Source organism: Dehalococcoidia bacterium, assembly GCA_025060295.1.
GTDB lineage: Bacteria > Chloroflexota > Dehalococcoidia > Lucifugimonadales > HRBIN23 > HRBIN23.
Window position 1 is genome coordinate 1 of the sequence record JANXCH010000004.1, and the last position, 22266, is coordinate 22266.

A 22266-nucleotide genomic window follows, 5' to 3' on the forward strand; every position below is an offset into this window, starting at 1 on the left:
GCCCAGGCCCAGGCTCTCCTCCAGGCTAACAACATAGAAGTCCTGGAACACTACAGTCTGCTGGGCATTTATCGGGTGCGCCTGCCCAAGGGGATGAGCGTTAAGCAGGCGTCCCAGCGCTTGGGGCCCAGCATCGCCTACATAGAACCTAACTACATCTTCGGCACCCAGCCGGCAGGGGAGGTGCACCTCACCCCCCTGGGTCAGGCCCCGACGGTGGCAACCGTGCAAGAGGGGACTGGCAAGACCCCCGCCCAACCGTCTCCCCAGCAAAGTGGCGACACGGTGCAAGTCGTCCGTGTCATCTCCCGGCAGAAGCCCGAGGCTGTGGAGGGCGAGGCCCTGGTAAAGTTCAAGGCCGAGGTCTCGGCCGCCCAGGCTGAGAGCATCCTACAAGCCCAGGGCATCCAGGTGCAGGAGCGCTACCCCCTGTTCGGCATCTATCGTGTTGCCCTCCCTAAGGGGATGAGCGTCGCCCAGGCCCAACAGCGGCTGGCGGGGCAGGTCGTCTACATAGAGCCTAACTATATCCTCCGCGCTGCGCCCACCACCCCCAACGATTCCCTGTTCGGACAACAGTGGGCCCTCCACAACACCGGCCAGACAGGGGGCACCCCCGATGCCGATATTGATGCCCCCGAAGCCTGGGACATCCAGCGGGGGAGCACCTCCACCGTCATCGCCGTCGTGGACACGGGCATTGACTTCAACCACAACGACCTGGCCGCCAATATGTGGCGTAACCCCCACGAGATTCCTGGCAACAACCTTGACGACGACGGCAACGGCTATCGGGACGATGTCCACGGGATCAACTGCATCGGCACCGCCACGAACCACGCGCCTCCGATGGACGACAACAACCACGGCACCCATGTGGCCGGCATCATCGGGGCCGTGGGGAACAACAACCTGCAAGTGGTGGGGGTGATGTGGCGGGTCAGCCTGATGGCCCTGAAGTTCCTCGGAGCCGACGGCTCAGGTACTACAGCCGATGCCATCGAGTGCATCCAATACGCGGTGGCCCAGAACGCCACTGGCACCAATGTGCGTGTTATCAACGCCTCCTGGGGAGGTGGCGGGTTCTCCACTGCCTTGCGGGACGCCATCGCCGCCGCCCGCGACCGGGGCATGCTGTTCATCGCCGCCGCTGGCAACGCCAATAACGATAACGACGCCTCCCCCTTCTATCCTGCTTCTTACGATGTAGAGAACATCATCGCCGTGGCCGCTTCCGACCACAATGATAACAAGGCGTCTTTCTCCAACTTCGGCAACCTGAGGGTGCACCTGGCAGCACCAGGGGTAAACATCCTCAGCACGGTGCCCAATAACAACGCCGCCTCGATGAACGGCACCTCTATGGCTGCACCCCATGTGGCGGGTGTAGCGGGCCTGCTGTTCACCCAGTTCCCCAGCCTCACTTACCAACAGGCCAAACGGCGCATCTTGTGCAGTGCGGACATCAAGCCCCAGTGGGCCGGCCTGACCTTGACCGAGGGACGCCTTAACGCCTATAACGCCCTGACGGTGGGCACCTCTGCCATTATCGCCCTGCCGTTGGCCCCCGATCGCAACTTCCGTGTCCTCTCGGGAACCCCGGTGGTCATTCGTGTCGAACTGTGTGCCGGCCAAGACCCAGTGCTGGGGGCAACGGTAACAGCCTCCTTCGCTAACGGCGACCCCGCCGTTACCCTGCGGGACGACGGCGTGGCCCCCGACACCACAGCCAACGACGGCATCTACGCGGGCAACTGGACCCCCCAGAATGCGGGGGCAGCAAACATCACCATCACGGCCACAAAGGCGGGGATGACCTCTGCGCCCCCGCGCACCATCCCCGGCCGCGTGCTCCGCAACCCCAACTATCAGAAGGCTACCGTCCCCTTTGAGTGGGTGGACATCCGGGGCATGGGCCTGCGCTTTGAGTTGGATGATGACGGCTGTATCCTTCTAGGATCCAGCATGCCCATCCCCTTCTTCGGCGATGAGTTCACCCAGTTCCAGGTGGACAGCAACGGCTATATCGGGTTTTCGGAAGCGCACCCGTGCGGACAGTATAATAACACCGCCATCCCCAACAGCACCCTAGGAACAGCTATCGCCGCCTTCTGGGACGACCTCATCGGCAAACCGCGCGCCTCCACAGGGGAGGTGTGGGTGGCCATTGTGCGCCCCCCCGCCTCGGCGTGGCGCTACTTGATTGTCCAGTGGCAGGATGTACAGCACTACCCCAATACCCCTTCCGGGGCCTCCTTCCAGGTGGCCATTGAGGAGGTTACGGGGCGCATCTTCTTCCGCTACTTGGACACGGACTTCGGGAACGCCTCTTACAACAACGGGGCTAGCGCCACGGCGGGCATCCAGTTGAACGCTAGCATAGGTCTACAGCACAGTTACAACCAGCCGGTGCTGACGAGCGGGAGCGCCTTCGTCATCTTCCCGCAGCGGCTGCCGGGCGAGGGATTGTTGCGCGTGGAGACACAGCCGCCCGCTGCCATTCAGATCTTCGCCAACGGAATCTTGCTCAACGAGTGGGGTGTCAACTGGCTGAAGCTGCCCCCCGGACCTTATCGTCTCGAGTTCCGTAATCCACCCTACGCATTGAACGCCTCCAACACTATCCTGGTGCGCATGCACCCCCCTGGCGGCGCGTTCACCGAACAGCCGGTTGACCAACCTGTCACGGTAGAGGCTGGGAAGACCACCGAGGTGATCATGCGGATATGGGAGAATGGCTATCTGCGCGTCACGACAGAAGGTGGAGATAACCCGACGATATTCGTGAACAATCATCCGAGAAACCAGTGGGGGCTATGGGTTCATGTGCCCCCCGGAACCTACACCGTTTCCTTCGGGCCGGTGCCCAACGCCACCACGCCCTGCTCCCGGACCGTAACCGTGGTCAGTGGGAGCGGGACACGGGTGCACGGCAACTACATTACGGGCACCTGCAACATTGTCCCCTATCCGTAGAGGCCTGCAGTACACGGGGCAAAACTGGCGAGGGGGGCATATACAGCTCCCCTCGCCTTTTCACGCCCCCGCTTGTGCCGACGGCGGAGTTGCCTCGTCATGGCGCAGGGAGACTGGTGTCTGTGGCAACTCCTCCTTTGCCGGCGCGAAGATGGAATCCCCCTCGGGCAGGGGCATACGCCGCACCTCCTCCTCCCGGGAGGGTTCGCCCCCCGGCACCACCAGCCCCAGCCCGCCCAGCAGAAGACGGCGCAACCGCCCTAACGCCTGACGACGGTTCATGTCCCCCATCCTAGTGCTCCATCACCGACCCGCCGTTGAAGTTGAGGGCCTGCCCTGTGATGTAATCGCACACCGGCGAGCATAGGAAGGCGATGAACCGCCCCACCTCCTCGTCGGTGGCGGCGCGCCCCAGAGGGATGGTCTTCAGCACCGCCTCCCACCGCTCCCCCCGCCCCAGGTCGTCCATGCGGGAAGTGTCCGTTACCCCCGGGCAGACGGCATTGACAGTGATACCATACGGGGCCAGCTCCCGCGCCACCGATTGGGTGAACAGGTGCGTGGCCGCATTGGCCGCTGCATAGGCTGAGGTATTAGCCTGCCCCCGCTTCCCCGCCGTGGAGGAGACATTCACAATCCGCCCCCAGCGCTGCCTCTGCATCACCGGGGCCACATACTTGGTGCACAGGAAGGTCCCCACCACCTTCACCTCCAACACCCGCCGAAAGACCTTCTCGTCCATCTCCCACACCGGCACCCGGTCGGGGCCACGGGCGAAGGCGGCGTTGTTCACCAGGATATCTATGCGCCCAAAGGTCTCCAGGGTTTTGGCCACCATCTCCTGCACCTGCTGGGCATTGGTTACATCCACCACCAGGGGCAACGCCCTGCGCCCCACGGCACAAATCTGCTCCGCCACGCTCTCAATATCCCTCCAGCCGATGCGCTTCTCATCCTCGGGGAAGGTGGCGGGGTCGCGCCCCGTGCCCGTGATAACCACATCACACCCCTCTTGGGCCAGGGCCACAGCTGTGGCCCGCCCGATGCCCCGCAAGCGCCCCGCCCCCGTTACAATAGCGACCTTGCCCTCCAACACGCCCATACAGTCATTTCCTCCTTGCAGGGGGGCATATGCCCCTTGCTTAGTCCTCTGAATGGTCAACCCTGTGGAGTGTCCTGACACCCGTTATGGGGGATGAGGGGGAGCCCCCCACACCCGCGCCACCACCCGGGCCGGCCCCCCATCGCCCCCGCCGATTTTCACAGGGAAGGCAAACACCTCAAAGGCTTTGCCCCACAGAGCCTCTAGGTTCACCAGGTTCTCTATAAGGGGTATGCCCGCCCCCAGCAGGATATGGTGCACGGGGAACCCGCTCCCAGGAGGGTCCACCGGGAAGTCCACCCCCACCGCCTTGACACCCTGCCCCCGCAGCCACTCGGCCGCCGCCGGCGCCAGGAAGGGATGGTGCTGGTAGTAGGTAGGGCTCCCCATCTCTCGTTGTGCCCACCCCGTCCACAGCAGGACGATGGCCTCCCACAGCCACGCCTCCCGCAGGGCATAGCGCACCGCCTCAAGGGTCAAGGGCTGGCCAGGCTGGGCATAACGGCGCAGGTCGGCCAACACCCCACGCCCCGTCCAGCGCTCTAACGGCACCTGGTCCACCGTTGCCCCCTCGGGGATGAAATGATACGGGGCATCCACATGGGTGCCCAGGTGGGTGGCCAGGGTGATGCGCGTATTGCTCCGTCCGTGCTGGGCATGGGTGTGGACAGGCTCGGCGCTGAAGCCGGGGAGACCCGGCACGGGCGTCACACGGTCGGGCGCCAGGGTCAGGGTCAGGTCCACCCACTTATGCACGAGGAGCCTCCAGGGAGGTCTGCTGCCACACCTCAAGGGCAACCTGACGCGCCAAGGAGGGGGCAAAACCCCGCCGCCTCAGGTAGGCGTACAGACGCCGTAAGAAGGTGGTTCGGGGCAGGCCTTGCAGGCGGGGTGCCCACTGCTGGGCGCAGCGGCGGGCCAGCACGGCATCGTCGCCCCCCTGCACAGCCTCTTGGGCTATGCGGGGGTGAATGCCCTGCTCCACCAGTTCGCGGGCTATCAGCCAGCGGGCCTTGGGGCGATGGCGCTCCCGCTGGGCGGCCCATACCTGGGCAAACCGCCGGTCGTCCAGGTAGCCCAAAGCCTTCAGGCGCTCCACCGCCTCCTCCACGGCGGCGGGAGAGAAGGTCTGCTCCAACCGCTGGCGTAGGCGCGCTTCGGTGAGGGGGCGTCGGGCCAGCAAGCGAAGGGCTTCGGCTACAGCCGCAGACGGTGTGCCCTCGGTCATACCACACCCTCCCGCCGCAAGGCCTCCACCTCGGGGGGCGTCAGCCCCAGCCAAGCCGCCAAGACCTGTGCGGTATGTTCTCCCAAATCGGGGGCGGAGGTGCGCACGCCCCCCGGCGTGCGGGAGTGGCGTATGGGGGTGTTGGGGTACTTCCACGCCCCGATGCGCGGGTGGGGCAGTTCCACCAACATCTTGCGGTGCTGGATTTGGGGATCCTGCACCACCTTGTCAATGGTGTTCACCGGCCCGCAGGGGATACCCAACGCCAGCAATTCGTCCAGCCACTCCTGGGTGGTCTTCTGGCGCATGGCCTCGGAGATGGCAGGCTCCAGGATGTGGTGATGCTGGGTGCGCGACCAGGAGGTCTGGAAACGGGGGTCATCTATCCATTCGGGATGGCCGATAGCGGCGCAGAATAGGGGCCAGTGGGTCTCGTTGCCACCAAAGATGGCCACCACGATCCACCCATCCTTGGTCGGGAAGGCTTGGAAGGGGGTGGCCGAGGGGTGGCGTGTGCCCAGGGGACGGGGCACCTCCCCCGTCGCCAGGTAGCGGGCGATGGCGTTCTCCAGAACCGCCACTTGGCAGTCCAGCATGCTGATGTCTAGAAACTGCCCTTTTCCGCTCTGCTGGCGCTCATACAAAGCGGAGCAGATGCCCACAGCGGCAAACAGCCCCGCCACGATGTCCCCATAGGAGGTGCCGGGGCGCACCGGGGGGCCGTTGGGCTCCCCCGTGATGCTCATCACCCCGCCCATAGCCTGGACGATGACGTCCAAGGCGGGGCGCTGGGCATAGGGGCCGTCCTGCCCGAAGCCCGATATGGCGCAGTAAATCAGGCGCGGGTTGCGCTGGGAGAGGGTGTCATAGCCGAGCCCCAGATGAGCCATCGTGCCGGGAGTGAAGTTCTCCACCAGCACATCGGCCTGCTCCACCAGGCGGAGGAACAGGTCCTTCCCGTAAGGATGCTGCAGGTTGAGGGTGATGCTCTTTTTGTTGCGATTGAGGGAGAGGAAGTAGGCGCTGACGCCATCCACAAAGGGGCCGGTGCCCCGGGCGGCGTCGCCCGTGCCGGGGCGCTCCACTTTCACCACCTCGGCCCCCAGGTCTGCCAAAATCATCGTGCAAAAGGGGCCCGACAGAATCCACGATAGGTCCACCACACGCACGCCAGCAAGGGGGCCAGCCACCGTTGATCCTCCTCACACCACAGGATAGGTTTATCCTAGCGGATGCGATGCAGAAAGGCTAGCCCGCCTATGGCGGGTGCAGGTGCACCTGCCCCTCGTCGCCTAGGAACAGGGTGAGCCATCCTTGCCCCTCCCCTTCGACCCGGCACCCCGCCCCCAGAAGGCTGTGGCGCAGGTGCACCCCGTGCAGGCTACTCCCCTCCAGAACGACGCTGTCCACCACCGTGCTGTCCTGCACATGGGTGCCGTCCCCCAGGCTCACCCAGGGGCCGATGTCCGACTCGTGGATAACGCAGTTGGCCCCGATGGAGAGAGGCCCCCGCAGGATACTCCCCCGCAGGTGGGAGCCCGCTCCCACCTCCACCACCCCTGACACCTGGCAATCCTCCAGGATGCCCTGAACGGCCCCGGACGTCCGCTCCTGCAGGACGCGCCGATTGGCCTCCAGCACCTCCTCTTTGCGCCCCAAGTCCAGCCACCAACGGGGGAAGCGACGGATGCGCACCCGTGCCCCCCGCTCCACCAGGGCCTGCAGGGCATCCGTAATCTCCAGTTCCCCCCGCGCCGAGGGCTTCAACTGGGCGATCACCTGATGCACCACAGGCGTGAAGGCATACACGCCGATGATGGCCAGATTGCTCTTGGGTTCGCGGGGCTTCTCCACCAGGCGCAGGGGACGGTCGTGGGCATCCACCTCCACCACACCGAAGCGCCGGGGGTCGGCCACCTCCTTCACCAGGGCAAGGGCTGCGGTGCCCCCCTCCTGCCAGCCCTGCAAGGCATCGGCGATCCCCCCTTGGAAAAGGTTATCCCCCAGCATGAGCAGGAACGGATCATCCCCCAAAAAGGAGCGGGCACAGGCGACGGCGTGGGCCAAACCCTTCGGCTCCTCCTGCACCACATAAGCCACCCGCATCCCCCACGGAGCACCATCCCCCACCACTTTGCGAATCTCCCGTCCGCTATCGGGGGCCACCACAATACCCACCTCCCGCACCCCCGCCTGGGCCAGGTAGTCCAACACATAAGCTAACACGGGGCGATTGCCCACCGGCACCAGGTGCTTAGGGCGGGTGTAGGTGAGGGGACGCAGGCGTGTGCCCTTGCCCGCCGCCAGTATCAGACCCTTCATGGGCACCCCACAGGTCGCTTTCCCTCAGCATAGGGGAGCGGGCTGGCCAGGGCAAGGGGATGGCCCCCTGGGAGCAGGGGGCGGCAGGGGAACTCGCCCCACGACCGACGCTGCACCTTGCCCCCCCCATGCGTGGTATACTGGAACTAGTCCACACCGCCCTCGGCCCAGCCGGGGGCATAGAGGCGGAGCAGAGCGTGCCAATACGGGACTACGAACTGGTATTAGTCATCAGCCCCGAGGTGGATGACGCCCGCACCCAAGCGGTGGTGGACCGGGTGCATCGCCTTATCACTCAAAAGGGGGGCACCCTCGTGCAACACGAGTCCTGGGGGCGTAAACGCTTGGCCTATCCCATCCGTAACTACAAGGAGGGGGCCTACTTTTTCACCCGCTTCCAGGCCGATGCCCAGACCTCCCGCGCTATCGAGCAGACCCTGCGCGTGACCGAAGAGGTCCTGCGCCACCTGTTGGTGAAAGTCGAATAAGCCTGCGGCGGTAGGAGAGGGATGGCAGGGCTGGTCAAGATTATCGTCATCGGCAATGTGGGTACCGACCCGGAGATGCGCTATACCCCCCAGGGCATCCCTGTAACCTCCTTCCGCCTGGCGGCCACCCGCACCTTCAACGCCCCCGACGGCACCCGCCAGCAGGAGACGGAATGGTTCACCGTGGTGGCCTGGCGGCAGTTGGCCGAGCAGGTGAGCCAGTACCTCACCAAAGGGCGCAGGGCCTATGTGGAGGGACGCCTGCGGAGCCGCTCCTGGGTGGGCAACGATGGCCAGACCCGCTGGGTCAATGAAATCTGGGCCGACCGGGTCCTCTTTCTGGACCGGCCCACCGCTGAGGCCCCCGCCGCCGATGAGGCGCCCGAGGAAGGCCCCTCGCCCAACGACCTGCCCTTCTAGCCACACCCCCCGAGGGAGGTGAAAGCCATGACCAGCACACCCCAGCCTGCATCCACCCCACCAGCCCCGCAAGCCCAAACCGCAGCGGCCGCCCGCCGTAAGGCACGCCGCCGCTACTACCCCCCGCGTAAGAAGGCCTGCCCCTTCTGCGTGGACAAGAACCTGGCCATTGACTACAAGAACATTGTCCTGCTCAAACGCTTTATCAGCGAGCAGATGAAGATTGAGCCGCGGCGCAAGACGGGGGTATGCGCCAAGCACCAGCGCCGTCTGGCCACGGCCATCAAACGGGCGCGCCACCTGGCCCTCCTCCCCTTCGTGCCAGACCACCCGCGCAAGACGGGGTGGACCGCCCCCGCCGAGCCCGCCCCCGCTCCCGCGGCTCCCCCGCCTCCCTCCCGTTAGGAGGCTAGAATGGCCAGCAAAGCCCCGCCCCGCCCCACCGAGATGCGCTCCAGTCGGCGCCGTCTAGCCCGCTGGCAGCAAGAGCAACGCAAGGCCCGCACCGCCCTCATCTTCGGCATCGTGGCGGTGCTGGTCATCCTAGCCATCCCCGCCTATGGCTACTATGCCACCTTCATCAAGCCCCCGCGGGAGTGGGTTGTCCAAGTCAATGACCGCATCTTCACCATGGGCTACCTGGTGAAACTCCTGCGCATGTATCAGCGGGGGACGGAACTGACGGGCCAAAACCCCAACCTAGGGACCATGCCCTTCCAAATCGTGCAAGTCATCAGCGAAAACGAACTGGTGCGCCAGGTGGCCCCCCGCTACAACATCACCGTCAGCAAGGAGGACATTGACCAAGAGGTGCGCCGCCGCATCCTGGGGACACGCCCCCCCAACGACACCACACCCCCCGACCAACTGGAGCGGGAGTTCCGCGAGCGCTATCGCCAATACCTGACCGCCATTCGCCTCTCCGAGCAGGAGCATCGCCAACTGGTGGAATGGGACCTCTACCGCGAGCGCATGCGCGACTACCTGGGCCAGACCATCCCCACCGTCCAGCCTCAAGTGCGCCTCTCCCGTCTCACCGTGCCCACCCAGGACAAGGCTCGGGAGGTGGTGCAGCGCTTCCGGGAAGGCCAACCCTTCCCCAAACTGGTCAACGAGTACTCCATTGACGACGAGGAGGTGCGCAAGGAGGGGGATATCGGCTGGGTCGTCAAGGGCATCCACACGGATCTCGACGAGAAGATCATCTGTCCGCCCGAGCCGGGCTCCAACCGCGAGACAGAGATGCCCGGCCTCTTCGCCGGCATTCAACCCGGCACCCTCCTCTGCCCCCAGATGCGCCCCACCGGCCCTGAGGGGCAGAATGTGTGGCAGGTCTACCTGGTTACCGAGGTCGCCTCCGCCCGAGAGGTAGACAGCCAGCAGAGGGAAATCCTGAAGACCCGTGCCTTGGAGAAGTGGCTCTCCGAGGAGCGCCCCAAGCACATCGTGCGCCTCAACTTCGACTCCGAGAAATACGCCTGGGTGGTGAAGCAGCTGCGCATCGCCTCCACCCCGACTGGGCAGACCACCCGCTAGAGGACTGCTATGGCAGAAATCGGCATCGGCCTCATGGGATTGGGCGTGGTGGGGAGTGGCGTGGCCCAGGTGCTCCAACAGAAGGGGACAAGCCTGGGCCAGCAGATCGGCGTTACCCTGGCCTTGCGGCGAGTGTTGGTGCGCACCCCCCACAAGCCCCGCCCCGTCGCCCTGCCCGAGGGCCTCCTGACCACCAACCCCGCCGACCTATTGGACAACCCCCAGTGCCATATCATTGTGGAACTGCTGGGGGGCGAGGAGCCGGCGGCGACCTACATTCGGCGTGCCCTGGAGGGGGGCAAGCATGTGGTAACCGCTAACAAGGAGGTCATCGCCAAACACGGCCCCTCCCTCCTGCGCCTGGCCCAGCAGAGGCAGGTGCACCTGCTTTTTGAGGCCTCGGTTGGGGGAGGAATCCCCCTCATCGGCCCCCTCCAGCGCGACCTTTTGGCCAACGACATCCTCTCCCTGCGGGCCATCATCAACGGCACCACCAACTACATCCTCACCCGCATGGCGCGGGACGGGGTGGACTACCAGGTGGCCCTGCGGGAGGCCCAGGAGAAGGGCTACGCCGAGCCCGACCCCACCAACGATGTGGAGGGCATCGACGCCGCCTACAAACTAGCGGTGCTCTCCCTGCTGGCCTTCCGCTCCTATGTGCCCGTCGCCCAGATTTACCGCGAGGGTATCACCCACCTGAAAGCGAAGGATTTCCGTTACGCCCACGAGTTGGGGTATGAGATCAAACTGCTGGCCATTGGGCGCAAGGAGAACGGGAAGGTGCAGGCGCGGGTGCACCCCGTCCTGGTGCCTGCCCACACCCTGCTGGCCAAAGTGGACGGAGCCTACAACGCCATCGAGGTGCAGGGGGATCTCGTGGGGAAGGTGGTGTTCCACGGCTTGGGGGCGGGGCCAGCCCCCACCTCCAGCGCCGTGGTGAACGACATCCTCACTATTGCCCGCACCCTCAAGGCCCAAGCGCGCCCCCTGCCCTGGGTGGATACCAGCACCGCCCTCCCCCTGCGCCCCATGGGCGACCTGCTCACCCAGTATTACCTGCGCCTGAATGTGGCCGACCGCCCCGGCGTGCTGGCGCAAATCGCCCGCATCCTGGGCGACCTGTCCATCAGCATCGCCTCGGTCATTCAGAAGGATGCCGACCCCACCGCGGGCACCGCCGAGATCGTGATCATGACCCATCCCGCTCGGGAGGGGGCGGTACAGGAGGCCCTGGGCCTCATCCGACGCCTGCCGGTGGTGCGGGAGGTGAGTAACCTGATACGGGTGGAGGCCGAGTAGGCCCATCCCACCCTCGGGGGGCGTATGCGTGAAGGCGTCTTATCCCGCTACGAGGCGTTCTTGCCCCTTACCCCCCAGACACCCCGCATCTGCTTGGGCGAGGGGAGCACCCCCCTGGTGCGTTCCCGCCGCCTGGAGCGCACGCTGGGGGCAGAAGAGGTCTACTTCAAACTGGAGGGGTGTAACCCCACCGGCTCCTTTAAGGACCGGGGGATGGTAGTGGCCGTGGCCAAGGCCCTGGAGCAGAAGGCCCGCGCCATTATGTGCGCCTCCACAGGCAACACCTCCGCATCCGCCGCTGCCTACGGGGCCTATGCGGGGCTCACCACCATCGTCCTGGTGCCCCAGGGCAACATCGCCCGCGGCAAACTGGCCCAGGCCATCGCCTACGGGGCGCAAGTGATAGCCATCAAGGGCAACTTCGACCGCGCCCTGGAACTGGTGCGCACCCTGGCCCAGCGCTACCCCATCACCCTGGTCAACTCGGTGAACCCCTACCGTCTGGAGGGGCAGAAGACGGCCGCCTTTGAGATTGTGGACGCTTTGGGCGACGCCCCCGATTACCTGTGCATCCCCGTGGGCAATGCGGGCAACATCACGGCCTATTGGAAGGGCTTCTGCGAATATGTCCAGGCGGGACGGGCGCGCCGGCGCCCCAAGATGTGGGGCTTTCAGGCAGAGGGGGCAGCGCCCCTGGTGCGGGGCCACCCTATCAAAGACCCCAAGACCATCGCCAGCGCCATCCGCATCGGCAACCCCGCCTCCTGGCAGGGGGCCCTCCGCGCCCGGGACGAGTCGGGCGGGCTGATTGACACCGTTACCGATGAGGAAATCCTGGAGGCCTACAAACTGCTGGCGCGGCAGGAGGGCATCTTCTGCGAGCCCGCCTCGGCAGCGGCTGTGGCGGGTCTTCTGAAGCAGGCTCGGCTAGGGGCCGATATGACCGGGAAGCGGGTGGTGTGTGTGCTGACGGGCACGGGCCTGAAAGACCCCGACCTAGCCAACCAGATATCCGACATCCCCCTGCACGAGGTGGCCGCCGACTGGGAAGCGGTGGAGGCAGTGGTAGTGGGGATGTTGGGGCGCTAGAGGGCCTGGTCTTCCACAATGCGGATGGAGCCGTCGGGGGAGGATTCCAGAAAGGCCCGCACCTCGTAGCCCTGCTTGCGCAGGTGGTCGCTTCCCCCCTGGTGACGGTCCAGGAGCACCGCCACCAACGCCACAGCGCAGTCCTCGGCCTCCACGGCGTTGATGGCGCGGAACAGGCTTCCCCCCGTGGTGCACACATCGTCCACAATGAGCACCCGCATCCCCTTCCCCAGCGGGCCTTCGATGAGGCGACGCGTGCCGTGCCCCTTGGGTTCACTGCGCACCAGGAAGCCCACCAGGGGATACCCCTCCAGGTGGCTCATCACTACCGTAGCCCCCACGATGGGATCGGCCCCCAGGGAGGGGCCCCCGATGGCCTGGGCGCGCACGGCGCGTGCCAGAGCCACCATCTCCTTACCGATCAGGTAGGCCCCCTCCGGGTCCAGGGTCAGCAGGCGTCCATCAAAGTAGTAGTGGCTCCGCTGGCCCGAGGAGAGGATGAAATCCCCAAACTTCAGCGCACCTTTGGCCTTAGCCAGGTCGAGCAGGCGCTGGCGGACCTCCCTACTCATGCCCTCCTCCCTTACGGTACAGGCCGTGTTGGGCGATGTACAGTTCCACGGGGCGGGGCACCCAGTAGCGAATGGAGAGGCCCATCCCCACCCGCCGCCGTATCTCCGTCCCGCTGATGCCGATATGGGGGCCATGCAGGAGCACCAGGCGCTGGGAGGCTCCCGGGAGCACGGCATCCAATACCTGGGGCGAGAAGTCCAAGTAGCCCGGGCGGGCCATCCCCACCAGGGTGCACATCTCCAGGATACGTTGGGGCTGGTGCCAGCGGGGGAAATCCTGCAGGGCATCCAGGCCCAGCAGCAGGTAAATCTCCGGCCCGTTGCCCCACTGGGCGCGCAGTTCCCTTAGGGTATCAAGGGTATAGGTGGGGCCGGGGCGGCGAATTTCCATGTCCGAGGCTTCAAAAAAAGGGTTATCCTCTATGGCCATGCGCACCATGGCCAAGCGGTGGTGGCCGGGGGAGATGGGACGCCCCGCCTTCAACCAGGGCTGGCCGGTGGGAATGAACAGCACCTTGCTCAGGCCCAGGCGCACCCTGGCCTCTTCGGCGAGAATCAGGTGGCCCATATGGATGGGGTCAAAGGTGCCGCCCAAAATGCCGATATTCACACCTGGCCCGACCCCTTTTTCCCCAGGATAGCATACCCCCAGGGGAACTACCCCACGCCCAAAAGGGCGGGGTCAGGCAGGGGGCGCACCGGCACCCCCCGCTGGGCCAGGTAGTCCTTCACCTGGGCAAGACGAAACTTCCCATAGTGGAAAATGCTGGCGGCCAGCACTGCCGACGCTTTCCCCTGGGTAAGGGCCTGGTAGAGGTGCTCCAACTCCCCCGCACCCCCACTGGCGATGACAGGGATGGACACCGCCTCGGCCACGGTGCGGGTGAGAGCCAGGTCATACCCCTCTTGCCGACCGTCCATGTCCATACTGGTCAACAGGATCTCCCCCGCCCCCAGGTCGGCCACGCGCCGCGCCCACTTGACCGCATCCATCCCCGTGGGCTTGCGCCCTCCATAGATATGCACCTCCCAGCGGGAGGTGGCATCCAAGGCAAGGGAGGGATCGGAGCAGTAGGTTTGGGGTCCCGGGCGCACCCGCCGCGCATCAATGGCCACCACGATGCACTGGCTCCCGAAGTGGCGGGCCGCCTTCCGCACCAGATCCGGGTCCAGCACAGCCGCAGTGTTCAAGGAGACCTTATCCGCCCCGGCCTGCAGCATGCGGCGGATATCGGCGAGGGTGCGCAAGCCCCCACCCACCGTGAAGGGGATGAACAGCACCTCCGACACCCGCCGCACCAGGTCCTCCAGGATATCCCGCGCCTCGGCGCTGGCAGTGATGTCCAGGAACACCAGTTCATCGGCCCCTTCCCGGTCATAAGCCTGGGCCAGGGCCACCGGGTCGCCCGCGTCCCGCAGGTTGACGAAAGAGACACCCTTCACCACCCGTCCCCGATCCACATCCAGGCAGGGGATGATGCGCTTAGTGAGCACGGTTACTTCCGCAAAATGAGCAAATAATGACGGCTGGAGACATCCCGCCGTTCGCTGGCGCGGAAACCAACCTTTTGCGCCAGGGCCAACACCTCGTCCTCCGACAGGCGCTCCTCTAGCGGGGGGCCGTCCTTCTGCCCCTCCCGCTTCTGCCACTCCAGCACGGCGGCCCACCCGCCCCGCCGAATTACCTGTGCCGCCTCCCGCAGGAGGCCCTCCTTATCGGCTACCTCGGTGAGCACCAGGAACAGGAGCACCCCGTCCACGCTTTCGGGCTTCAAGGGCGGCATCAGGCTGGCGCTCTGCACCACCTCCACATTGGTCAGGTGCACCGCCTGCAACTGGGCACGCAAAGCCTCCAAGTGCTCCGGGGAGGGGTCAAGGGCGTAGACCTTCCCATCAAACAGGTACTTGGCGAAGGGGAGGGTGAAATAGCCCTTCCCACACCACAGGTCGGCGATGGTGTGGTAGGTGCGGATCGGCACAGTGGCGACCAGGCGCATCGGGTCTAAAGTCTCCCAGTTCTCCTTGGAGAGGAACTGCTCCTTGCGACCCGCAACGCCGGCAGTAAGGGGAGAGGAGACCTCTTTCCCCATAGAGGGACTGGTACCCATCTTACCCCCTCGTTTCGTTAGCCCTGTCTCGCGTGGCACCGGCCCTACCTTCCCTTTCCGTCCCGCTCCTTCTGGGCGGGGGACGACGCCTGGCGCACCGCCTCCAGGGCCTGGGGGAGGGAGATAGCCCCCGTGTAGAGGGCGCGCCCCACGATGGCCCCCTCCACCCCCAGGCGCGCCAGACGCACCAGATGCTCCACAGTGCTAATCCCCCCCGAGACGATAATAGGGTAGGGGCTCTGCTCCACCAGATGGGCGATGGCCTCAAAGTTCGGCTCCGTCATCGTGCCGTCCCGCAGGATATCGGTGTAGAGGAAGCGCCGCACCCCCAGGTCAGCCATGCGCTGGAGGAGTTCCCCGGCCGTCAGGGGGGTCTCCTCCGTCCAGCCCTTGATGGCGATGCGCCCGTTGCGCGCGTCCAGGGCCACCACCACCGCCTCGGCCCCCAACCGGCGCACCATGCGCTCCACCACACGGGGCTGTTCCACCGCCACGGTGCCCAGCACCACCCTTTGCACCCCCATCTCCCGCAGCTCCTGCGCCATACGCAAGGTGCGGATGCCCCCACCCACCTGCACAGGGATGTCCACCAACGCCACGATGCCGTTGATGACCCCCAGGTTTACCATACGCCCCTGCAGGGCACCGTCCAAATCAACCAGGTGGAGGCGGGGCGCCCCCAACTCCTGCCAGTGCAAGGCCAAAGCGGGAGGATCCTCGCTGAACACCTCCTCCTTCTCGTAAGCCCCCTGGTAGAGGCGAACGACACGCCCCCAGCGCAAGTCAATGGCGGGAATAACTTCCATAGGCCTCCGGGACGCGTAGGCGCTCCCCCACCCAACGCACAAAGTTGCGGTACAGGCGCAAGCCCACCACCCCCGACTTCTCGGGGTGGAACTGGGTGGCCACCAGGTTGCCCCACGCCACCACAGAACAGAAGGTGATACCGTACTCCGTCTCCCCCGCCACCAGGGAGGGGTCAACCGGCTCGGGATAGTAACTGTGCACGAAGTAGAAGTAACTGCCCGACGGGATGCCCTCCCAGACGGGATGGGGGCGTTTCCAGTGCACCTGGTTCCAGCCCATATGGGGCACCACCAGGCCGCGGGGGAGACGGCGCACCCCACCAGGGAAGATGTCCAGGCACGCCACGCTGTCCTCCTCCGAGCGGGTGAACAGGAGTTGCAGGCCCAGACAGACCCCTAGGAAGGGCTTGCCTTGGTGCACCACCTCCCGCAAGGGGGCGACCAGGTTGTTCTGGTGCAGGAAAGCCATAGCACTCCCACACGCCCCCTGGCCGGGGAACACCACCCCATCGGCCTCCCACAGGGCTTGGGGGCCGGTGGTCAGAAGAGGAACAGCCCCCGCCACCTCCAAAGCACGGGCGACGCTCCGCAGGTTGCCTGCTCCGTAGTCCACCACGGCGATACGGGGGGGAGTGGGCATGGCTCCTCTCCTATACCCTTTGTCCCGTGACCACTTCCGGCGGGAGGGCGCGGTCCTCCCAACGGGCCAGCAGGAACAGCAGGTCGCTGGCACGGTTGACGAAGCGGAGCACTTCGGGGTTGGCCAACAGGCCCTGCCGGTGCAGGTCCACAATGCGCCGTTCGGCGCGCCGCAGAACGGCGCGGGCCATATCCAAGGCCGCCGAGCCCGGCGACCCCCCAGGAATGATGAAGGCGTTGGGCAAGGTGAGTTGGCTATCCAACTGGGCGATGAGGGCGTCGAGGCGGGCGGTGTGCTCGGGGGTTATGGGGCGAAAGTGGCGGGTGAACTGGGGATAGGACGGGACATCAGTGGCCAGTTCCCCCCCGACGGTGAACAAGGCGCGCTGGACCTCCAGGAGCACCTCCTTCACCCAGGCGTCCTGGCAGAGGGCACGGGCCATCCCCAGGGCCGACACCGCCTCATCGGTGCTCCCGTACGCTTCCACTCGGGGGTCGGCCTTGGAGACCCGCCCCCCATACAGGAGCGAGGTCTCCCCCTGGTCGCCGTAGTGGACGCGCTTGAAGGGCATGACTGTTTCATGATAGCACGGTCTGGCAGAGGAGCCTTGTCTCTCGGATTAGGACGGGGAAGGGTTCTGGGTCTCGGCAGGTGCCCCCACAGCCTCGGAGGGGCGGCCGCCGTCGGCGGAGACGGCCGTCAGGGCCTTATTCATCTCCCGCAGGCGCTTATCCACCCGCCCGTTGACGGTATCGGGGGGGAAGGAGCCATCGGCCCCCCGCTCCCCGGCGGGCACTCCGGTCAGGATGCTAATGCCCTCGTCCACCGTGCGCACCGCCCAGATGTGAAACTTCCCCTGGCGCACCGCCTCCACCACCTCCTCCTTCAGCATCAGGTGTTGCACATTGGCCTCGGGGATGATAACGCCCTGCTCCCCCGTGAGGCCCCGTAGGCGGCAAGTATAGAAGAAGCCCTCAATCTTCTCGTTGACGCCCCCCACAGCCTGCACCTCCCCCCGCTGGTTGACGGAGCCAGTAACGGCAATGCCCTGCTTGATGGGCAGGTCGGCCAGGGCCGAGAGGAGGGCATACAGTTCGGCGGAGGAAGCGCTGTCCCCGTCCACCATTTCGTAACTCTGCTCAAACACCAGGCGCGCCGAAAGGGTCAGGGGCTTGTCCTGGGAGAAGCGATGCATCAGATACCCGGCGAGGATAAGCACCCCTTTGGTATGGATCGGCCCTCCCAGGCGTGCCTCCCGTTCAATATCCACCAGGCCGGCCCGCCCCAGGCCCAGGCTGGCGGTGATGCGGTTGGGACGCCCAAAAGCGTAATCCCCGAGCAACACCACCGACAACCCGTTCACCTGCCCCACTTTGGCCCCCTCCGTCTCCACCAGGAGCACCTGGCGCTGAATCATCTCCTGCAGGCGCTCCTCTATGAGGTTAGAGCGGTAGATTTTCTTCTCCACGGCCTTAAGCACATGGGCGGCGTCCACCCGAGGGGAGCCATCCACTTTGGCCCAGTAATCGGCCTCCCAAGCCAAGTCCGCCAGTGCGCCGAAGCGGGCGGAGAGTTTGCGTTGGTCTTCGGCCATGCGGGAACCCATCTCCACCATTTTGGCGGCGGCGTCCGCCGTGAAATGGCGCAGGCCCTCCCGCTTGGCCAGGGTGCACAGGAAAGCACAGTACAGGCGCTCCGTTTCGGGGGTGCGGTCCATACGGGAGTCAAAATCGGCCCGCACCTTGAACACTTTCCGAAACTCATCATCCAATGCGTAAAGGATATAGTACTGGAAAGGACTGCCGGTAATGATCACCTTCACATCTAGGGGGATAGGTTGGGGCTGGATGGTCTTGGTGGCCACGATACCCAGGTGCTCCACCAGGTCTTCCGTGACGATCTCGCGGTTCAACAGGGCGCGCTTGAGGCTCTCGTAACTGAAGGGGTTACGCACAAGGTCGTCCATGGAGAGCACCAAGTACCCCCCGTTGGCGTGGTGCAGAGCGCCAGGCTTGATGAGGGTAAAGTCGGTCTGCAACAGGCCGTACATCACCTCCTTCTCCAGGCGCCCGAACAGGGTGGGGTAGTTGGGGTTATGCTCCACCACCACGGGGGCACCCTGCAGGGTGCTGTTGTCCACTAGCAGGTTGACCTCATAGCGGCGCAGGGCCAGTTCCTGGGGAGAGACGGGGGCCTGGGGTGCAGAGGGCTGTTGGGCGGGGGCGAAGAAGTACTCCAAGTTATGGAGCATGTCCTCCCGCACAGCCTGGAGGTAAGCGGTAACCTGGGGCAGGTCAGCGTAGGTTTCCATCAGGTCTTCGATGATACCCCCCACCACATGGAGGGCCACCTCCCGGTTGAGGGCGTGAATCAGCTCCTCGGCTTGGCGCTCCAGGGAGCGCACCTCCTTAAGGACGGTTTTGAGGGCGTGTTCAATCTCCTCCCGCCGTTTCTGCAACTCGGCGCGCACCACCGGGTCCAGGCGCAGGAACTCCTCGTCGGTGAGAGGACGTCCCTTGCTCAGGGGGAGAATGACAAACCCCACGGGGGTGGCCTGGATGGAGAAGCCCCGCTCCAAAGCATGCTGGGAGAGGCGGGTGAACAGGGCCTCCCGCTGGCGGTTGACCTCCTGGGTGATGCGCTCCCGCCGGGAGATGTATTCCTCGGCCTCAAAGGCCTTGGGGATTTCCCGACGCGCCTTCTCCACGAGTTGGCGCATGTCGCGGCGGAAGCGCCGTCCCCGTCCCGGGGGCAGGGAAAGGCAGCGGGGACGAAAGGGGTCTTCAAAGTTGTAGACATAGCACCAATCGTTGGGTACCGCCTCTGTGCGCGCCCTCTGCTCCAGAAAAGTGCGGATGGCGGTGGTTTTCCCGGTGCCGGGCGGGCCGGCCACGAAGATGTGAAAGTGGGGACGGCGAATGCCCAACCCAAACTCCAAGGCATCCACGGCCCTCTGTTGCCCGACAATGCCCGGCAGGGGGTCAAGTTCGTCGGTGCAGGTGAAGCCTAGAGTGGCCGGTGAGCAAACGGCACGCAGTTCCTCAGGTGCTAAAAGGCGCGCCATCGTGGTCCTCCTGGGGTAGAGTGTATCCCCTAGAGGCACAGGCCACAACCCCCCGCCACCCTTGGGCAAAATCTGGCAGACTGATAGAAAAGACCCGTATGGGCCTTCTTGTCCGAAGCCCTGGTGATCCGATATACTAAAAGCTACCTACACATGCCCCCTCTTGGGTGCTCCAGGTCCAGTAGATAGCAACGCGCAGGCAGGAGGGCACGCGTCTCCCCGAGGTCTTACCCCGTAGGAGAGGTGCGCCCTCTGGCAGGGGGTTACATGCCACGTGCGGTACTCCAGTTCCACGAGGTCGGCCAGGGGGAGATTGCCCTGGCCGGGGGGAAGGGTGCAAGCCTGGGGGAGATGGTGCGTGCCCGTATCCCGGTGCCCCCAGGCTTTATCGTTTCGGCGGCGGCCTATCGGGAGTTCCTGGAAAGCACCTCCCTGCAGAAGCGCCTGAAACAGCTTCTGCACGGCCTAGACCACAACGATTCCGCCGCCCTCCAAGAGGTCGCCCGCCAGGCCCAACGCCTCATTCTGGAGACGCCCTTCCCCGCCCCCCTAGCACAGGAGATCGCCGAGGCCTACCAAGCTCTGGGGGACGGCTTTGTAGCGGTGCGCTCCTCGGCCACCGCCGAGGACCTGCCCCAGGCGTCCTTCGCCGGCCAGCAGAGCACCTTCCTCAATGTGCGGGGGGTGGCCCAAGTGCTCCACGCCGTGCAAGCGTGCTGGGCGTCCCTGTTCGGGGCGCGGGCCATCTTCTACCGCGCCGAGCACCGTTTTGACCACCTCCAGGTGGCTATCGCGGTGGTCGTCCAGCGCATGGTCCAGTCGGAGGTCTCGGGGGTGCTGTTTACCGTGGACCCGGTGACCCGCCAGCAGGACCTGATGGTCATCGAGGCAGTTTACGGGCTGGGCGAAGCGGTGGTGGGCGGGGCCCTGGTGCCCGATTTCTACCCCGTGCGACGCACCCCCAAGGGCACCTTTCGCCTCGTGCGCGACCAGGTGCGCATTAGCCGCCAGCCCTGGAAACTGGTGCGCAACCCCAACCCCGGCCCCACTTTGGAGGACGCCAACCTGAAGGTGGAGGTGCCCCCCGAGGAGCAAGCCCGCCCCAAACTCACCGAGGAGCAGGTGCTGGCCCTGGCGGCATTAGGGGCACGGGTGGAGGCCCGCTACGGCTATCCGGTGGACATCGAGTGGGCCCTGGAGAAAGGCACCCTGTACATTTTGCAGGCCCGCCCCATCACCACCCTGCGCCTGGCCGCCGAGGAGGTGGAGCCCTTTATCAACGCCCCCGTGTTGTTGCAGGGCGACCCCGCCAGCCCGGGTGTGGGGAGCGGGCCGGTGCGCATCGTGCGCTCCCACGCTGAGTTGAGCAACGTCCAGCCCGGGGATGTGCTGGTGGCGGAGATGACCACCCCCGACTATGTGCCGGCCATGAAGCGGGCAGTGGCCATCGTCACTGAGCAGGGGGGGCGCACCTGCCACGCCGCCATCGTGAGCCGGGAGATGGGCCTCCCCTGTGTGGTGGGGGCCGAAGGGGCCCTGGTCAAACTCCGCGACGGACAGGAGGTTACCGTCCACGGCACCCTGGGCAAGGTCTATGCCGGCATCATCCAGGTGGCGCGGCGGGCGGTGGAGGTGCGCCCCGCCATCCGCACCCGCACCCGCCTCTATGTCAACCTGGCAGACCCCTCCTTAGCCGACCGCATCGCCCAGCGTCCCGTGGATGGGGTGGGCCTGTTGCGGGCGGAGTTCATCATCGCCCACTTGGGTTCCCACCCCCGCTGGCTCTTGGAGCAGGGGCGCGGCCACGAGTGGACAGAGAACTTGGCCAAAGGGGTGGAAACCTTCGCCCGTGCCTTTTACCCCCGCCCGGTGGTGTATCGCCTTTCGGATTTGAAGACCAACGAGTACCGCAACCTGGAGGGGGGCAAGGCCTACGAGCCCGAGGAGGAGAACCCCATGCTAGGCTGGCGGGGGGCACGCCGATATGTGGACGACCCTGAGGTGTTCGCTTTGGAGGTGGAGGCTATCCGCAGGGTGCGGGAGCGGTGGGACAACCTGTATGTTATGGTGCCCTTCGTGCGCACCCCCCAGGAACTGGCCCAGGTGAAAGCCCTGCTGGAGAAAGGGGGCCTCTCCCGCGAGCACGGCCTGAAGCTGTGGATGATGGTGGAGGTGCCGTCCAATGTCATCCTCTTGGAGGAGTTCCTGAAGGTGGGGATTGACGGCGTCTCCATCGGCTCCAACGACCTGACCCAACTGGTGCTGGGGGCCGACCGGGACAACGCCCGCCTGCGGGACGTGTTCGAGGAGCGGGACCCGGCCGTCCTGTGGTGCATGGAGCGCACCATCGCCGTTGCCAAGCAGTTCGGGGCCACCTCGTCCATCTGTGGGCAGGCCCCCTCCTTCTACCCGGACCTCACCGAGCAACTGGTGCGCTGGGGGATTACCTCCGTTTCCGTCTCCCCCGATGTGATTGATAGCACGCGGGAGGTCATTGCCGCAGCCGAGCGGCGTCTGGGCATTCTCCCACCCCAAGACGGGCAGGAGTAGGGCCCTCCTCTGGGGGCACAACGGGCAAGGGGCACGGGCATTCTGCCCGTGCGGGTATAATGC

The 22266-nt window shown here is 65.5% G+C and carries 22 protein-coding genes; 8 read left to right on the forward strand and 14 right to left on the reverse strand.

Annotated elements, in window-relative coordinates; translation table 11 throughout:
- Positions 1–2976, forward strand: a 2976-nt coding sequence (locus NZ951_02645; protein ID MCS7206817.1) for a S8 family serine peptidase, incomplete at its 5' end; no start/stop codon positions are given.
- A gap of 60 nt (positions 2977–3036) precedes the next feature.
- Here the strand turns inward: NZ951_02645 and NZ951_02650 are convergent.
- The 6 genes from NZ951_02650 to NZ951_02675 all read right to left on the reverse strand — a co-directional run bounded on the left by NZ951_02650 (position 3037) and on the right by NZ951_02675 (position 7628).
- Entirely contained in the window at positions 3037–3258 is a 222-nt protein-coding gene (locus tag NZ951_02650; GenBank protein MCS7206818.1) for a hypothetical protein, read from the reverse strand.
- Between the two features lie 10 nt (positions 3259–3268).
- Positions 3269–4078: a glucose 1-dehydrogenase gene (locus tag NZ951_02655; GenBank protein MCS7206819.1), complete on the reverse strand. Its 810-nt coding sequence runs from the start codon at positions 4076–4078 to the stop codon at positions 3269–3271.
- 84 nt (positions 4079–4162) lie between these two features.
- On the reverse strand, positions 4163–4834 hold the full coding sequence (locus tag NZ951_02660; protein MCS7206820.1) for a cyclase family protein: 672 nt from the start codon (positions 4832–4834) through the stop codon (positions 4163–4165).
- Positions 4827–5306, reverse strand: a complete 480-nt coding sequence (locus NZ951_02665; GenBank protein ID MCS7206821.1) for a recombination regulator RecX — start codon at positions 5304–5306, stop codon at positions 4827–4829. Before NZ951_02665 ends, NZ951_02660 begins: the two co-directional genes overlap by 8 nt.
- Positions 5303–6496: a CoA transferase gene (locus NZ951_02670; protein ID MCS7206822.1), complete on the reverse strand. Its 1194-nt coding sequence runs from the start codon at positions 6494–6496 to the stop codon at positions 5303–5305. Before NZ951_02670 ends, NZ951_02665 begins: the two co-directional genes overlap by 4 nt.
- Before the next feature lie 67 nt (positions 6497–6563).
- Positions 6564–7628 (reverse strand): glucose-1-phosphate thymidylyltransferase, encoded by a 1065-nt coding sequence (locus NZ951_02675; GenBank protein MCS7206823.1) that lies wholly within the window; start codon positions 7626–7628, stop codon positions 6564–6566.
- A 128-nt stretch (positions 7629–7756) separates the two neighbouring features.
- Between NZ951_02675 and rpsF the strand changes: the two genes are divergently transcribed.
- From rpsF to thrC, 6 genes are read left to right on the forward strand one after another with little or no spacing between them, the layout of a single operon-like run.
- Positions 7757–8116 carry a 30S ribosomal protein S6 gene (gene rpsF, locus NZ951_02680; GenBank protein MCS7206824.1) on the forward strand — a complete coding sequence of 120 codons (360 nt, stop codon included), beginning with the start codon at positions 7757–7759 and terminating at the stop codon, positions 8114–8116.
- 21 nt (positions 8117–8137) lie between these two features.
- The gene (ssb, locus tag NZ951_02685) at positions 8138–8536 is read left to right on the forward strand and encodes a single-stranded DNA-binding protein (protein MCS7206825.1); all 399 of its coding nucleotides are present in this window, start codon (positions 8138–8140) and stop codon (positions 8534–8536) included.
- Positions 8537–8563: 27 nt separating this feature from the next.
- Complete coding sequence (gene rpsR, locus NZ951_02690; protein ID MCS7206826.1) at positions 8564–8941, forward strand: 30S ribosomal protein S18; 378 nt, start codon at positions 8564–8566, stop codon at positions 8939–8941.
- Positions 8942–8950: 9 nt separating this feature from the next.
- Positions 8951–10072 (forward strand): SurA N-terminal domain-containing protein, encoded by a 1122-nt coding sequence (locus NZ951_02695; GenBank protein ID MCS7206827.1) that lies wholly within the window; start codon positions 8951–8953, stop codon positions 10070–10072.
- A 9-nt stretch (positions 10073–10081) separates the two neighbouring features.
- The gene (locus NZ951_02700) at positions 10082–11374 is read left to right on the forward strand and encodes a homoserine dehydrogenase (protein ID MCS7206828.1); all 1293 of its coding nucleotides are present in this window, start codon (positions 10082–10084) and stop codon (positions 11372–11374) included.
- A 24-nt stretch (positions 11375–11398) separates the two neighbouring features.
- Positions 11399–12463, forward strand: coding sequence for a threonine synthase (thrC, locus tag NZ951_02705; protein MCS7206829.1), 1065 nt, complete (start codon positions 11399–11401; stop codon positions 12461–12463).
- Here thrC and pyrE read toward each other — a convergent pair.
- From pyrE to NZ951_02745, 8 genes are read right to left on the reverse strand one after another with little or no spacing between them, the layout of a single operon-like run.
- Complete coding sequence (gene pyrE, locus NZ951_02710) at positions 12460–13035, reverse strand: orotate phosphoribosyltransferase (protein ID MCS7206830.1); 576 nt, start codon at positions 13033–13035, stop codon at positions 12460–12462. The two genes, thrC and pyrE, sit on opposite strands and share 4 nt — an antisense overlap.
- The gene (gene nadD / locus NZ951_02715; protein ID MCS7206831.1) at positions 13028–13645 is read right to left on the reverse strand and encodes a nicotinate-nucleotide adenylyltransferase; all 618 of its coding nucleotides are present in this window, start codon (positions 13643–13645) and stop codon (positions 13028–13030) included. Before nadD ends, pyrE begins: the two co-directional genes overlap by 8 nt.
- Before the next feature lie 47 nt (positions 13646–13692).
- A complete protein-coding gene (gene hisF / locus NZ951_02720) occupies positions 13693–14529 on the reverse strand; it encodes an imidazole glycerol phosphate synthase subunit HisF (GenBank protein MCS7206832.1) in 837 nt (278 codons plus the stop codon).
- Positions 14530–14531: 2 nt separating this feature from the next.
- The gene (locus NZ951_02725) at positions 14532–15143 is read right to left on the reverse strand and encodes a class I SAM-dependent methyltransferase (protein ID MCS7206833.1); all 612 of its coding nucleotides are present in this window, start codon (positions 15141–15143) and stop codon (positions 14532–14534) included.
- Positions 15144–15187: 44 nt separating this feature from the next.
- A complete protein-coding gene (gene hisA, locus NZ951_02730) occupies positions 15188–15949 on the reverse strand; it encodes a 1-(5-phosphoribosyl)-5-[(5-phosphoribosylamino)methylideneamino]imidazole-4-carboxamide isomerase (GenBank protein ID MCS7206834.1) in 762 nt (253 codons plus the stop codon).
- Positions 15927–16589, reverse strand: a complete 663-nt coding sequence (hisH, locus tag NZ951_02735; protein ID MCS7206835.1) for an imidazole glycerol phosphate synthase subunit HisH — start codon at positions 16587–16589, stop codon at positions 15927–15929. Before hisH ends, hisA begins: the two co-directional genes overlap by 23 nt.
- A gap of 10 nt (positions 16590–16599) precedes the next feature.
- Positions 16600–17160 carry a cob(I)yrinic acid a,c-diamide adenosyltransferase gene (locus NZ951_02740; GenBank protein ID MCS7206836.1) on the reverse strand — a complete coding sequence of 187 codons (561 nt, stop codon included), beginning with the start codon at positions 17158–17160 and terminating at the stop codon, positions 16600–16602.
- A gap of 48 nt (positions 17161–17208) precedes the next feature.
- Positions 17209–19653 carry an AAA family ATPase gene (locus NZ951_02745; protein MCS7206837.1) on the reverse strand — a complete coding sequence of 815 codons (2445 nt, stop codon included), beginning with the start codon at positions 19651–19653 and terminating at the stop codon, positions 17209–17211.
- A gap of 267 nt (positions 19654–19920) precedes the next feature.
- Between NZ951_02745 and ppsA the strand changes: the two genes are divergently transcribed.
- Entirely contained in the window at positions 19921–22203 is a 2283-nt protein-coding gene (ppsA, locus tag NZ951_02750) for a phosphoenolpyruvate synthase (protein MCS7206838.1), read from the forward strand.
- The last annotated feature ends 63 nt before the right edge of the window (positions 22204–22266 follow it).